This is a genomic window from Faecalibacterium sp. AF28-13AC (assembly GCF_003478405.1).
In the GTDB taxonomy this organism is placed as follows: domain Bacteria; phylum Bacillota; class Clostridia; order Oscillospirales; family Ruminococcaceae; genus Faecalibacterium; species Faecalibacterium prausnitzii_E.
Window position 1 is genome coordinate 104324 of sequence record NZ_QUFG01000005.1, and the last position, 12820, is coordinate 117143.

A 12820-nucleotide genomic window follows, 5' to 3' on the forward strand; every position below is an offset into this window, starting at 1 on the left:
TAGCCTTTTATGAAATTTTCTTATCAAGCTTCCGCAGTTCTAACTTACTTGGAAGAAAATTTCTACAGAAGTATGCACTTCCAAACGACACTCCCTCGACAGGACTGTCTGTGTGTTCAGGGTCCATAAATCCGATTCGAGAATCAAAACACAACATCTGTACATCATTTTTAAAAATGTCAAATCGTGTTTTCCCCTGAATACTATTTGCAGGAAGCAGTAGAGCAAACGGTTTTTCAAGTTCATATGCTCTACGCAGCACATCATCCTTCTTACTAAAAGGAGGATTCGAAATCATAACATCCCAACGTTCTGGTTCATATGTAAAGAAATCTTGCCCATTATCGATATGGCTACACTCTACTTTGTACCCAGCATTTCTAAACACCTGCACAAAAGCAGACCATTCTTTATCAAACGGACACCAAATCACTGCTTTACTCGATGGGGGGGCAAATTCAAGCAATGGAACAACTGCGTAAACCGGAGTGTATCGCTCGTCGCCTGCCGTAGATCGGTCAGATGTAAGATATCCTTTGTTTTCTGGCATCAATATCTCCTTTTAATTTTCTGGGAATCTTTTCTTTGTAACTGCGATGCAAAAACTATCCACTTCGCTCGCCCAGATAGCAGTACCATCACCATACGTACTTTCAAAGACAAGCGGAAAGCCACCAATTCCATCGAAAAGACTGCCAAGCGTAGCACCGTCACCAAGATATGGTTTCATTTTCTGTGCAATCCAGAACCACTGAGGAAGTGCAATCGAATTACCGAGAGCCTTATACCGAGGAGAATCGGCGGGTTTATGCTTCTTCCCATTCTCGTCAGTCCATTCCCCAATATCAGTCCATCCATCAGGAAAACCCTGTAGCCGTTCGCATTCAACAGGAGTCAAACGGCGAACAATCCAATTGAGAACACACGCAGTTGTCCATCCTGGTCTTGTGCCATTACAAAGTGTAGTCGCACATTCATCATAACAACGAGTGTTTTCTGGTCTAAATCCAAGTGGAAATCCAGCACATTTCACCTCTTTCTCTTCAACTACAAGATCAGTTGCATCTTTATAATCACGAGATTTCATTGTGCTGGCCTGTTCGCTTTCCTTATATTCACCAATACGTTGCATAGCAAAGGCTTTCTTTTCAGCGACAAGCGGCATATTATTACCACCAGTACCCCATTGAGCTGTACAAGCTGGGCTTGTATTACCTTGCTGAGTGTATCGAGCATCCTGACTATGGCTTTCAAATACCGCTGTGGAAATATTTTGTTTTAAATTATGTAATTGGATAACACCGTTTCTTCCTGCTGATGTGCCGCAATTAACTCCAAGAGTCGAAGAAATACATCCCGTCAAACAAGAATTGTATCCATCAAATCCATTATCTGCCAAGCAAATTAAGGTTTGATCCTGTAGCGTTGATAGCATTGCACTCTTTTCGGTCTGTACCAGAGCACCCTTTCCGCCACCTTCGCATCCTGAACGGATTTTTAAAGTGTATGCTCTTTCATTCTCCACCACTCGATCATTTCCAGAAGCGCATTCTTCAGGAGGTCGGGCAATGCCTTTCCACGCCGAGATGCTCTGTTCAGGATTCCCTGGCACGCCCGTGCGCTCAAATAATATTTCTGCGGCACGTTGCCCTCTAAGATCCATGACAAGCGCGATTCTCTCTCGACGCTGGGGTAAGCCCCAACCACAAGCATTGAACAATCTCCACGCGATAGACCATCCATTACCGGAAATTGCGCCAGATTTTGACCATTTTCCGTCTTTCCCAGAAGGTCGAGGAATTGAAACTTCTGGCTCTGAAAGGTGAGCAAATTCTTCCAAGACGCACCGGAAGTCTTCTCCCTTATTTGAGCTAAATGCTCCTTTGACATTCTCCCAGATAACAAATTTTGGATATTCTCCATTTGTAGCCTCCATCATTTCTCGAATCACACGAATCATTTCCATAAACAGACCAGACCGACCTCCTGCGAGACCGGCTCTTTTACCGGCAATTGAAAGGTCTTGGCAGGGCGAACCTCCAGTGATACAATCAACAGGTTCAATCTGGTCACCATGGAGTTGTGTGATATCTCCGTAATGTTTCAGTTCCCATTCCTCCTTTTAGTATCCTGTATTATATAGCTAAAACTTTAAAAATGAGCGAAAAATAATAGACGTATCAACGCCATATTATTCATTCGCTTATAAAACAAAATTTCTAGCGGATTTTATGTATACCCTATCGGGCTGGTGGGACAGGAGAGATTTGAACTCCCGACCAAGCGGTTATGAGCCGCCAGCTCTGACCAACTGAGCTACTATCCCATATTACCAGTTAAACAGCTGCAACTATTCAACTGGGCACCTTCCTTATAAAACACTATTGCATCTATATCATATAGACGAGGAAGGAATAACAGCGATGCACATTTCCTATATCTCGCCCCTTTTGGGGTGGTATTTCGCACAGGCGCAGCCGGGACTGACCGCTTAAAATCCCTACCCGTACGAAATTGGAGCAGCGAAAGGTAGTCGAAACCTCATCCTCAGCTTGGAAGGCTGATATACTAGCCGTTGTACGACCGCTGCATGAGAACCCAGCTTACAAAGCACTACTGCACCATCACTGGCGAGCTGGGAATAATAGTGGTCAAAGGAGTTCAACCATGAACAACAACGATTCATGACCGTGGTGCGGATAGTGGGCATCGAACCCACACGCCGAAGCACCAGATCCTAAATCTGGCGTGTCTGCCATTCCACCATATCCGCATAAATTGCGCCAACAGGGGTCGAACCTGTGATGGAGGAGTCAAAGTCCTCTGCCTTACCGCTTGGCGATGGCGCATCATCTACCCAGCTTGCTACACCACACTGCTCTGTTTCCAGAGAGCCGGGAATAATGTGAATGAAAAATTCTACATGCCCTTTCGGGCTGGTCCGAGTGACAGGTCATGATCCTGCGGCCTCATGCTCCCAAAGCACGCGCTCTTCCAACTGAGCTACACCCGGATATAAATGCCACCGACGGGATTTGAACCCGTACTCTGTTGCCAGAAAGGGATTTTAAGTCCCTCGTGCCTGCCAATTTCACCACGGTGGCTTATATGCCCAAAATGGGATTCGAACCCATACGCTTTCGCAGAGTTGTTTGAGAACTCCATGTCTGCCTACATTCCATCATTTGGGCTTATATCGCCGGTCTTTCCCGGCTGTCAGCCACACACAGGGCATTTTCGGAGGAAGAAAATATCTTAGTTATTCGTGCCGATTCTCATAGAATTCATTCCGTAACTGAATAATACCCTTCTTGCAAAAAGATTCCTGGTCTTTCTCTCGTTGCTCACGCATCCAACCATAGAACAGGTTATCCTCAGCAGTAAACAACTTTGCGGTATTTTCATAATAGCCACGCTTCTGAACGCTCTGCATAACACCACGCAAGAACTTCCAGTGCTTATAATAAGGAAGCTTCAGCTTAAACATAAAATTGTTGTTATCTCTCAAAACAAAGCCTTCAATATGCTCGATGCCATTGTACAGATAATTCTCATTCATGACTTCTTCATACCAAGGATAGAATTCACTCCAGCTCTCAAAGATTTTAACCTTCTCCTTAATCTGCAAATGACACTTTTCAGCAACACGCTTCAGATCATCGTAATCCATCACACTGAAGTTCATATCATTCGCAATAATATCCAGCAAAACAATATGTGGTGTCTTGTATTCGATGATATGCGGGTCATTTACAGGATCAATCACCTCAAAAATGATGGAACCATTCTCTTTTGCAACTTCCTTCAGATTCTTACGGTCTTCATCAGAAGTCGTATCCATGAGAATTTTTCGGAACATATCTGCAAAAGGCCCTTCAGGAGTGGATTTACTTGCAATGAACAGACCATCCTGTTCTGCATCATACGAGACAATTCCAAGAAATCCGTTTTCCTTCAGATATGCAGTCACTGGGAACTTCAAAGTGTTCTGTAGGTTTCCAATTCTCGTTTCATTCCGCTCATCGACCGCAAAGAACTTATCATAGCTTCGAGCTACAATCTTATTCGTCTTTGTGTTAATGAACAATCCCCTTGCTTTGGTAGAAACCTCATCCCAGTGCTTCTTATAAAATGCTTCACGAGAGAAGTTGAAAGAAGAAATATCTCCGAATCGCTTCTCAAACACATATTTGCTTTGACGCATCTTACTGACAAGTTCTGCGTTATCGAACTCAGTTTTCATTTCAACGGCAGTTTCAGTCTTTGGCTCCTCTTTTCGGAACACATCATTCTTTGTTTCTACACATTTGATTGACTGACCATGTTCAAGTTCCACGCAACGGAGATATCCACCAAACTCGATTTTTCCTTCGAGGTTGTAGCACCGATGCCCCATATCAATAGGAACATCCTGCACATTTCGATGACCGAAGATCTGAATGTAGCTATCCGGCATCGATTTTTCCCAAGACTCAGCCACGGTTAGCATATCAGGATAGCGACCTACACCTTTAATCATCTGATCAGCAGATATAAAAGGAAGAAAATAAGGCAGATAACTCAAACCACCGTGGCTCACGAAATACCGCTTCCCATCATACTCAAAGTAAGCACATTGGCCAACTCTGGAATAGATCTTACGAGCAGTGTTCTTGTCAATACCGGCTTTAAAGAGCTGCGGACGAGTGTAGTTTGCAAACTCTTCACTCTGAACCGGTTCATCATGCCCCCACTTGTTCAGCCAACGTTCGTGATTCCCCTCCAAAAGGATCACATTCTTGCGGTTGTTATTTACAACATCACACAAGAACTTGAATACCTCAACGTTCTCGATGCCACGATCGAGATAATCACCAACGAAGATATAAAGTTCGTCGTCCTTCATCTCACCAAGGTATTCACTTAAACAAGTATAACAGCCATGAATGTCACCGATGACATGGATCTTCTTCCACTGGTTGAAGTCATTCGGACAGTAGTTCAAATCGGACATCACATCTGTAGTAGAAGGAAGGACATTCACGCCAGAAGGAACTTTTTGAGTAGCAAACCGAGCGTACATCTTATCAATGGCCGCTTCAGGAACTCGCTTCAGCCATTCTCTCTGAGCGTTTCTTCGTTTGCATTCCTCGATCGGAAGGTCCGTCATGTCAATAACATACATTCGATAACGATACTGTTTTGCAAGATTCTTATAACGATTCATTTCGACCGTCTTGGAATTCGTTGCATCAATCACGGTAAACTCGCCATGACTCATGCGCACCTCAAGCAGTTTAAAAAGCATCTCCCATACAACATCATCATTCTGCGGAGAAATCTCCATCTTCCCGGCAGGTGTTTCCTGTGCGCTCTGGCACATAAGGCGAAGTGTATCAGCACTCAATACGTACTGCTCAAGATTATGCTCTTTAATATAGGTGGACTTCCCACAACCTGGTGCTCCACGGAACAGCAAAAGCGTTCTCATCTACATTTCCCTTTCTAATAAGTATCCTGTGTTATATAGTTACAATGTTAAAATCAAGGGGCCGAAGCCCCCTGTTTTTAATTTTTGTGGAAGTATTCGATCCAGCCCTTGTATCCTTGCCGGAAACTAATGTATGCAACCTTGCTGCACTTTCTTCCGATAATGTCCGCAAGAGGATCTTTACCATTTCCGAAACTAAGTTCTGTAAGATTAAATTCTGGATGAGTTTTGCAGTAGTTATAAACCTTTACATACTCGCCGTTTCTGGTCAGATGTCTTCGGTCTAAAGCCTTTGAATGATATCTTCTTTCGAGAATATCATTCAAGCGCGTGAAATAACTATGAATCGTATTCGTAGACATTCTTGAATCACTGTCTGCACCAGTTCTATCCTCTGTTTTGCGAAGAATGTAATCACCATTTATGACATAAAACGTTCTGTATCCTCCCATATTGGGGGCATCATATTGTTTCATTTCATAACACTGCTTGATGATATTCATCAGTCTCGCGTCAACACTGGTCTTATTCAAAACAGTACATGATTCAAAGTCAACATCGTTAATCGTCAGATTGGAAACTTCTTCAGAAGTAAGGCCAATCCAGTACAGCACGGCAATCACATTCATACGAATCTGATATGGCTCTTCATACTTGTCCAAGAAATCAACAAACTCATCAACTGACGCAAAATACTTGTCCTCGTACATATTGTCTGAACTCACATCGCTCTCCGAGAATTCAGCTAAGTCATACATACTCGCTCGATCCTCACTTTTGATGTACCCTGTAATTATCGACTTTACATTTCTGAACGACCGACTTGAGTTCACCCAATTGTATTTAGCAAACATCTTTACAAAATCATCTTTTGTGAAGTCAAACAACTCATACCCACGCTCGGCCTCGTAATCCATAACATGGTTAAGCGTCGATATAACAAACTCACCGCTTCTATCAGAATACTTTTCGGCAAAAGCTTTGATTTTTTCTTCAGTAAGCATAGTGGCACACTCCTTCTTATTATGTAGTGTACCATTAAACCTGAGAACAAATCAAGCAAATGCGGCAAAATTCTGAAATTCCATAGTATGTTGTACGCCGCTCAGAAATGCTGCGAGCAAAAATGGTTCATCTTTGCATCTTGCCATTGCAATCATATTCATCTGACGCTCCGACAAAACACCAAGTTTCTTGATGAACTGTCCTTTGTTAAGTGTATCAGTCTCTTCGCAGAGAACGATACTATCAACCTCTAGGAACTCACAGTCTTCCTTTGAAAGTAGAACATGAACCGGAGAACGCTTGCATGTTCTTGAAGATAACGGATTCCCCTTGATTGTTGGGCTGAAGAGGTTACGCTTGTTGTTACTTGTCACAACGAACGGTCGAATGCCGCGCTGCTGATGACCTGTCGCATTAGATAGATCAACCAACCAAACCTCTCCGACCTTTGGGTCAATATTGTTATCCATAGTCATTCTCCTCTACAATGATGTAGCTCCGTTCCATAGCTACATTATACAGGATACAATCACAGAAGTCAAGAGGTTTTTGAAAATATTTTTAGTGCCCGTACAACTCAGGATTCTCTGATACGAACACACTGATATTATTATCGAAGATCATCTCATACGCTTTCTCTGCACAGCCAGACCTAAGTTCAATTCTCCTTACTTCATGGCATTTTTGTCGCAACTCGATGTGACTCTCATTTCCGAAGAACCCCACGCCATTAACAATCCCCCCCGTCTCTACGCCAATGTCGTCAATCTTTTTGCAGATCATGTGAATATCCACACCATTACAAACAAAGCAGACCCACACTCGCTTTTTTCTTATGTACTTTAAAAAATCATCAACCCGTATAACTTTCAAAACCTTTCTATCGCTCATCAAGAATAACCGCCTTCCGCTCACACAAACAACTTTCAAGATATATTATACACAGCCTTTTGTTTTAGTCAATATATTATACATCTTTTTGTTGTATTATTTATCAAAATTTTAGATGACGCCATTTACTCAGCATCATCCACAACCAACTTCGAATCATAATAGAACCTATGTGCGCCAAATTGTCCAGCAAAGGTTGCTCCACGCTCGTGCCAACTGCCGGGAGCTGCAGTCGGGGTTACAAACCATTGAATAGGTTTGTCTGAAATTTTAGCACCATAGTCAAACACCATAGAGACAGCCAGCTCATTCTCTGCCGTAACCTTTCTATTATATAAGGAACTATAACCATACTTCTTAAAGACCTGCTGGATGGTTAGACCATCAAGTACAGCGGAATCATAAAGACATTGAGCAACGGCCATCTGGCCTTCCAAACTGTCAGCACCTGCTTCACAAGCAACAATCTGCTCTGCAAGGGCACGCTCATCATCAGTGAGTTCATGTTTACCCTGGCTAAAGTTCACCACCTTCGTCTCAACGATTTCCTTTACAAAAATTGTAAGTTCATCGTTTTCATCCTCTTTTGTTGCTTGTGCAACATTTGAAGTAAATTGACCATTATAATATGTATACGTGCTTTCAGCTCCAACATTTGGTAACGTTTTCGCTACTAGATTCCCTGCCAGCAAGCACATTATACATACAATAGCAACGCTTTGCTCACGATTTATTAACAATTTATTAGTGATAAATAAAACCTCCTCTCAACTTTCAATCTCCCAATCGCCTGCATTAAACTCAGTTGATGGATATACACAATAATCCGACATGAAGCACATGATCTTCTGCCCCGTTCCATAAAAATCATAATCAATAACTTTCATTGTGTCCCCGTCTTCGGCCACAATAGTCTGTCCAGCTTTTAAAACATCAAAAGTTTTCATAATATTACTCCTAAAATATTGGTTTTATAAATCATGCTCTGCAATGTATGGCCCATACAGACATCTTTTTACATCGTTGTTGAATAGCATACAAGCCACTTTCCCAAATGTTTGATATGCTGCATCTACGACTTCAAATTGAAGTGCCTCTGGAACATCTTGCAACTGCAGCAAGTTAAGCGTTCTGCTGTACACTCCGTCGTTTTTATCTTTCTTGAGACATATAACATCAAACATATCATCACAAAGCGCAAGAAGTTCAGTAGGGCCGAGATTGTTGTTAATGTATCGTCGAGCAGATTCTCGTTTGGAATCTGGAATCACTATAAATTTCATAAGACTGCCTCCTATAAAAGATTAGTTTTATCGTTATTTTACATACACGATAAAATATGCCTTGTCCATTGGGTGCTCAATCCGCAGAACTTCGTACTTGTCAGCATCTTCCATCGAAATCTTTGAAACACTATTGTAAATCAAATGCTGTCCATAAACGCCATGACCTTCATTTGCGACAAGTACCGCTTCATCTTTACTCATAACAGATAACAGCTCGGCCAACTTCATATTAAATCCTCCTTAAATCTTAGCTTTTTTATCAGACTCAGCTAACTGAAGCTCTTCCAACGAAAACGAAAGTCTTCCGCCTCCGCAAAAAGTAGTGAACTCAACAATGGCAGTATCTCCGTCGATTTCATCGATAATGCCTTCGCACCAATCTTCAGCGTAAACTTTGTCTCCAACTTTCATAACTACTCTCTCCTTAAATCTCAGCTTCTATCAAAAATCAGAATGCAGCACTACCGGGGAGCGACTGTCTACATCGCAGAACACACACTCCCATTTTGGAGATTCCTCGTAATATTTATAGTTTCCTTGCGGTTTCCATGTTAAAACCAAAACATTTTTTTGACTGCTATAATAAGCAGCATTTACCTCTGTTGCATCACATTCCCAGCCGCTATCCGTTTCGATAAAAACATCACTTGGTAGCTTTTCCAAAATCTTAATTAACTCTGTAGCAATCATATGAAACTCTCCTAGAACTTAACTTTCATCACATCAACTACGTTCTTTAATCAAACCATTAGCCGATGCCTCTGCTCTTAATTTTATGAGTTCTTTCTTTGTTTCAAAATTTTTCTCATATCTTTCCATAAAAGCCCGAACGTTCATGTTCTTCTGGTTATTCGGAAAGATAAATTCATCTAAAATACCATCTTTTGTTACCGTATAAATATCCTTTGATGTATACTGTTTTTTCAATTTCACCTCAAAGCCATGTTTTAATAGCCAAGAGATAGCTAGTTTCTCTTGTTTATTAAAGTCCCATTTTTTATTTTCAAGTCCTTGTAAATTCATAAGTCCACCTCATTCCATGCTTGCGCATTCTGTGGTTATGCAAAGTTTAACAGCACAACCAATCATAGTCAAGTAATTTCCAACATTTTCATAAGAACCCGGATTTTATGACTGTCTACCACGAAGCACATATGCCATTGTGTCTAGTAGATCTGCCACCGAGCACGGATGCGACATAACTTCATTTTCAATCAGAAAAGTGTCGTTCATTCTCATCCAAACCGCAATATCTTCAGCTTTGTCGGCAACTACCATTTGTTCATATTCCTTCAAGTCAATCATTACTCTTCTCCCTTTTTCCGATACTACAGACAAATATTTTATTAACCCTTGTTCATTACTTCCTCAATCTTGCAATTGATAGAATCAATCTCACGCATCAGCTTACAGCGATAATTTCCGTTCCTGTTAAGTCTGAAACATAAATCCTCATCGTCACTCTTATAACCCATATAGCATCCAGACCTGCACAGGCTTGTCGCATCAAGAGCGTCTTGGATTACTCGTGCCTCATTAAGAGTCAAATCAATTTTCATCGTTGTTCACCACCTTTACTCTTCTGCCTTTTCTCCGATACCACAGATAAATACCTTATGTTTTCCATTCTCGTCACGCTGCCAATCACCACCAAGCATCTCAATCGTATGGCACACTGAATAATAAGCTACGGTTGAATTGACGGCCTCTTTGTCTCTTTCAAAATCATTCGTTTTTATAAAATGCCAGTTGTTATCAAGCCAATTGACTACCCTTATAACCCCTGCACGAAGCTCTTTTTCTTTCTTGTTTGCCATTTTATTTTACTCATTTGTATTACATATCCTGATTTACAGAGTTCCATGTCTCTGTCGAAATGCTGTCATTCTCATCAGACAGGCAATCAATCCAAGCATTGAGCACTTCACGGTACACTGTCATATTTGGACAAAAATGACTGTTGGTGAATACCGGCATATCGTCATTACACAGAATTCTCATAATAGCAGCACACACGGCTGCAGATCTCGATACGCCAGCAGCACAATTTACGCAGAACCAATCGGTCTTATCTGCTTCGTGGTTATCCAAGACAAATTTCACAATATTCCTAGCTTGAATATCCGTAATACATGTACCTTCTAAATCAGTAGTGCAATCATCAAACTTTAACGGCAGAAAAGTAATATTACCCTCACACTTATGGAAATCAATATGATGACCATTAGCTTCAGTGATTGAGATAAACCGAATCCGTTCAAAATGTGGCTGTCGGATAAAGTCTTCTGCATCTTCTGCACTCATCACTGAAAATTTCCACTTTCTCCGATACATCGTAATAATCATTTCGTTTTCCCTCCAAAGAATTTAGGTTTTATCAATAAATGATAAATCAAGATCTTCAAACTCAACCACCTCATAATCTTCTGTTGGGTGGTTTGCATATATTTTTATTGCTTCATTTACTGACGGATGTTTCAGTAAATATAACAATCGTTTCATCCCTTCTTTTGAGATGTTATACTCTTCCCGAATCATCTCGACTGCTCCTTCAAAGCGCAAACGGATCATTGCCAATTGTTATTATGAGTGCAACATTCAAAGCAAATATCATAAACGCGGTCATTCTTTATCACCTCAATCTCTAAATTCAATATCGACAACAATATTTTCTGGCTCTGTCATGTACCTTCGTGCCAGCAGTTCTACCATGCGTTCCTTGTCCCCAAGATTGCTATTACGCAAAAGATACGAACAAACTTGCTTGCCCCTGTACAAGAACACAGCCCATGCACTTCTCTTTAATGGGTTTGTGGTCTTAATCATTCCATTGCTTCCTCCAGATATGTAGTCACATCACCAAAATCAAAATCCAGAGCACCAATCATATCATCCAGAGCATCCACAGCATCAGACAAATTCGTGCAAGCATTATCCGCTTTATCATATCGTTCACTGCCCTGCAGGTTCTCAGGCATATTGTCACGATACTCTTCTTCTTCCCACTGGATATCCTCGACATCGGACTTTATGCTTTCGACATCCGCCACAAGTTCTTCCAGCTTCTTACGGATGGAATCAAAACGGTCAATGGTTTGCTTAATAGCTTTTCTACGAGTGTTATTCATTTTCAAATCTCCTTTCAATCTACGATACCAAGCTTGCAAATATTTTTCGGATCAGTGATATAACCAAACGTCAATGTGTTTCGCAGATATCCTTTGTATTCAAAACCACGGTCACGAGCTGCTAGACGACACACATCTCGAATCGCGGATTCTCTCGGCCAAGAAATACCAGCCACCTGGTATTTCCACTGAAGATCCCTCAGCTTCTGCCACTCAATCACAGGCTTTTTTTCATTCTCGAAGCACAAACCGTTCTGTACGGCATATTTCAGAGCATCACATCGCTTACTCTCTTCCGATGTACAAGTTCCCCACTCATTTTCCAGATGACGATACGCTCTATCAAACGGTGCTTGCTTTGCTGCATCAATGCCAAATGCCGCTCCAAGCAAACCCAAGCCAAGTAACAGTCCCATAATTTAAACCTCCAATTTACTTTTATCAATGTCAAACGTAAAACCATCATCTGTTTCCTGATAGTTCACTTCATCAAGTGCCTTATCCCGTCGTCTATTCTCTTCCACTATTTTAGCAACATTGGGATGATGCAGATTATACACAAACTGCTTTGCTTCATCGTCTCGCAAAACGATATCTTCATTCACATAATCACGCTCCTAAAATCACTCTTTTATCAATCATTATACCAATCAAGAAACTTTTCCCATCTCGAAAGTTCATCATCTGTCATACTCTTCAACCTCATTTCTAAAGATTCTTCAAGTAATTGAATATTTGTGAACTCTTCGTCTGTTGGTGTATATCCTAAAAATAGCGATATAACTTCAATACTTTCAGGTATAATACCTCTTAAAACTCGTTCAATCTGTGTCATTTATCCTACAACCTCAACACCCATAACGTTTTTTACAACAAAATTATCGTATTCACTGAAGCTTTTAACAGCCAAAGATTTTGCTTCAGATTTATTTTCCGAAAACAAAGTCACTGCCGTCTCATATAAAACAGAGAATCCTTCAAGTTGATTGTCCTGTACTTTAACAAACACTTTATACCAATTACCCATAACAACCTCCTAA

General features: G+C 41.1%; 23 protein-coding genes and 6 tRNA genes. All 29 read right to left on the reverse strand.

Going from position 1 to position 12820, the window contains the following annotated elements:
- Positions 1 to 7 precede the first annotated feature (7 nt).
- Positions 8 to 550 carry a tRNA (adenine-N(6)-)-methyltransferase gene (locus DWY95_RS08430; protein ID WP_118553161.1) on the reverse strand — a complete coding sequence of 181 codons (543 nt, stop codon included), beginning with the start codon at positions 548 to 550 and terminating at the stop codon, positions 8 to 10.
- Between the two features lie 12 nt (positions 551 to 562).
- Entirely contained in the window at positions 563 to 2107 is a 1545-nt protein-coding gene (locus tag DWY95_RS17385) for a DNA cytosine methyltransferase (RefSeq protein ID WP_347562023.1), read from the reverse strand.
- Positions 2108 to 2249: 142 nt separating this feature from the next.
- Positions 2250 to 2326 (reverse strand) — tRNA-Ile (locus DWY95_RS08450).
- 189 nt (positions 2327 to 2515) lie between these two features.
- Positions 2516 to 2590, reverse strand: a tRNA-Gly gene (locus DWY95_RS08455).
- 101 nt (positions 2591 to 2691) lie between these two features.
- Positions 2692 to 2773 (reverse strand) — tRNA-Leu (locus tag DWY95_RS08460).
- A gap of 5 nt (positions 2774 to 2778) precedes the next feature.
- A tRNA-Gln gene (locus DWY95_RS08465) sits at positions 2779 to 2849 on the reverse strand.
- Positions 2850 to 2937: 88 nt separating this feature from the next.
- Positions 2938 to 3013, reverse strand: a tRNA-Pro gene (locus DWY95_RS08470).
- A 7-nt stretch (positions 3014 to 3020) separates the two neighbouring features.
- A tRNA-Leu gene (locus DWY95_RS08475) sits at positions 3021 to 3104 on the reverse strand.
- Between the two features lie 155 nt (positions 3105 to 3259).
- Positions 3260 to 5470, reverse strand: coding sequence for an RNA ligase (locus DWY95_RS08480; RefSeq protein WP_118553162.1), 2211 nt, complete (start codon positions 5468 to 5470; stop codon positions 3260 to 3262).
- A gap of 77 nt (positions 5471 to 5547) precedes the next feature.
- Positions 5548 to 6474, reverse strand: a complete 927-nt coding sequence (locus DWY95_RS08485) for a hypothetical protein (protein ID WP_118553163.1) — start codon at positions 6472 to 6474, stop codon at positions 5548 to 5550.
- A 51-nt stretch (positions 6475 to 6525) separates the two neighbouring features.
- Entirely contained in the window at positions 6526 to 6945 is a 420-nt protein-coding gene (locus DWY95_RS08490) for a type II toxin-antitoxin system PemK/MazF family toxin (protein ID WP_158577544.1), read from the reverse strand.
- Between the two features lie 91 nt (positions 6946 to 7036).
- Entirely contained in the window at positions 7037 to 7366 is a 330-nt protein-coding gene (locus tag DWY95_RS08495; protein WP_118553165.1) for a hypothetical protein, read from the reverse strand.
- A gap of 125 nt (positions 7367 to 7491) precedes the next feature.
- Positions 7492 to 8058 carry a hypothetical protein gene (locus tag DWY95_RS08500; protein ID WP_147365947.1) on the reverse strand — a complete coding sequence of 189 codons (567 nt, stop codon included), beginning with the start codon at positions 8056 to 8058 and terminating at the stop codon, positions 7492 to 7494.
- Positions 8059 to 8133: 75 nt separating this feature from the next.
- Positions 8134 to 8313, reverse strand: coding sequence for a hypothetical protein (locus tag DWY95_RS08505; RefSeq protein ID WP_118553167.1), 180 nt, complete (start codon positions 8311 to 8313; stop codon positions 8134 to 8136).
- A gap of 24 nt (positions 8314 to 8337) precedes the next feature.
- On the reverse strand, positions 8338 to 8649 hold the full coding sequence (locus DWY95_RS08510) for a hypothetical protein (RefSeq protein ID WP_118553168.1): 312 nt from the start codon (positions 8647 to 8649) through the stop codon (positions 8338 to 8340).
- A 33-nt stretch (positions 8650 to 8682) separates the two neighbouring features.
- On the reverse strand, positions 8683 to 8880 hold the full coding sequence (locus tag DWY95_RS08515) for a hypothetical protein (protein ID WP_118553169.1): 198 nt from the start codon (positions 8878 to 8880) through the stop codon (positions 8683 to 8685).
- A 12-nt stretch (positions 8881 to 8892) separates the two neighbouring features.
- Positions 8893 to 9063, reverse strand: a complete 171-nt coding sequence (locus tag DWY95_RS17030; protein ID WP_158577545.1) for a hypothetical protein — start codon at positions 9061 to 9063, stop codon at positions 8893 to 8895.
- A 30-nt stretch (positions 9064 to 9093) separates the two neighbouring features.
- The gene (locus DWY95_RS08520; RefSeq protein ID WP_118553170.1) at positions 9094 to 9342 is read right to left on the reverse strand and encodes a hypothetical protein; all 249 of its coding nucleotides are present in this window, start codon (positions 9340 to 9342) and stop codon (positions 9094 to 9096) included.
- A gap of 33 nt (positions 9343 to 9375) precedes the next feature.
- A complete protein-coding gene (locus tag DWY95_RS08525) occupies positions 9376 to 9675 on the reverse strand; it encodes a hypothetical protein (RefSeq protein WP_118553171.1) in 300 nt (99 codons plus the stop codon).
- Between the two features lie 105 nt (positions 9676 to 9780).
- Positions 9781 to 9957 carry a hypothetical protein gene (locus DWY95_RS17035; protein WP_158577546.1) on the reverse strand — a complete coding sequence of 59 codons (177 nt, stop codon included), beginning with the start codon at positions 9955 to 9957 and terminating at the stop codon, positions 9781 to 9783.
- Positions 9958 to 10226: 269 nt separating this feature from the next.
- Entirely contained in the window at positions 10227 to 10469 is a 243-nt protein-coding gene (locus tag DWY95_RS08535; RefSeq protein WP_118553173.1) for a hypothetical protein, read from the reverse strand.
- Between the two features lie 19 nt (positions 10470 to 10488).
- Positions 10489 to 10998, reverse strand: coding sequence for a hypothetical protein (locus tag DWY95_RS08540; RefSeq protein WP_118553174.1), 510 nt, complete (start codon positions 10996 to 10998; stop codon positions 10489 to 10491).
- A 21-nt stretch (positions 10999 to 11019) separates the two neighbouring features.
- Positions 11020 to 11190 (reverse strand): hypothetical protein, encoded by a 171-nt coding sequence (locus tag DWY95_RS17040; RefSeq protein ID WP_158577547.1) that lies wholly within the window; start codon positions 11188 to 11190, stop codon positions 11020 to 11022.
- Positions 11191 to 11289: 99 nt separating this feature from the next.
- Positions 11290 to 11478 carry a hypothetical protein gene (locus tag DWY95_RS08545; RefSeq protein WP_118553175.1) on the reverse strand — a complete coding sequence of 63 codons (189 nt, stop codon included), beginning with the start codon at positions 11476 to 11478 and terminating at the stop codon, positions 11290 to 11292.
- Complete coding sequence (locus DWY95_RS08550) at positions 11475 to 11780, reverse strand: hypothetical protein (protein ID WP_118553176.1); 306 nt, start codon at positions 11778 to 11780, stop codon at positions 11475 to 11477. The genes DWY95_RS08545 and DWY95_RS08550 overlap by 4 nt, the downstream gene beginning before the upstream one ends.
- A 14-nt stretch (positions 11781 to 11794) precedes the next feature.
- Positions 11795 to 12196, reverse strand: coding sequence for a hypothetical protein (locus tag DWY95_RS08555; protein ID WP_118553177.1), 402 nt, complete (start codon positions 12194 to 12196; stop codon positions 11795 to 11797).
- 3 nt (positions 12197 to 12199) lie between these two features.
- Positions 12200 to 12385: a hypothetical protein gene (locus DWY95_RS08560; RefSeq protein WP_118553178.1), complete on the reverse strand. Its 186-nt coding sequence runs from the start codon at positions 12383 to 12385 to the stop codon at positions 12200 to 12202.
- 29 nt (positions 12386 to 12414) lie between these two features.
- Complete coding sequence (locus DWY95_RS16840) at positions 12415 to 12615, reverse strand: hypothetical protein (RefSeq protein WP_147365948.1); 201 nt, start codon at positions 12613 to 12615, stop codon at positions 12415 to 12417.
- Positions 12616 to 12807 (reverse strand): hypothetical protein, encoded by a 192-nt coding sequence (locus DWY95_RS08565; protein WP_118553179.1) that lies wholly within the window; start codon positions 12805 to 12807, stop codon positions 12616 to 12618.
- Positions 12808 to 12820: the final 13 nt, after the last annotated feature.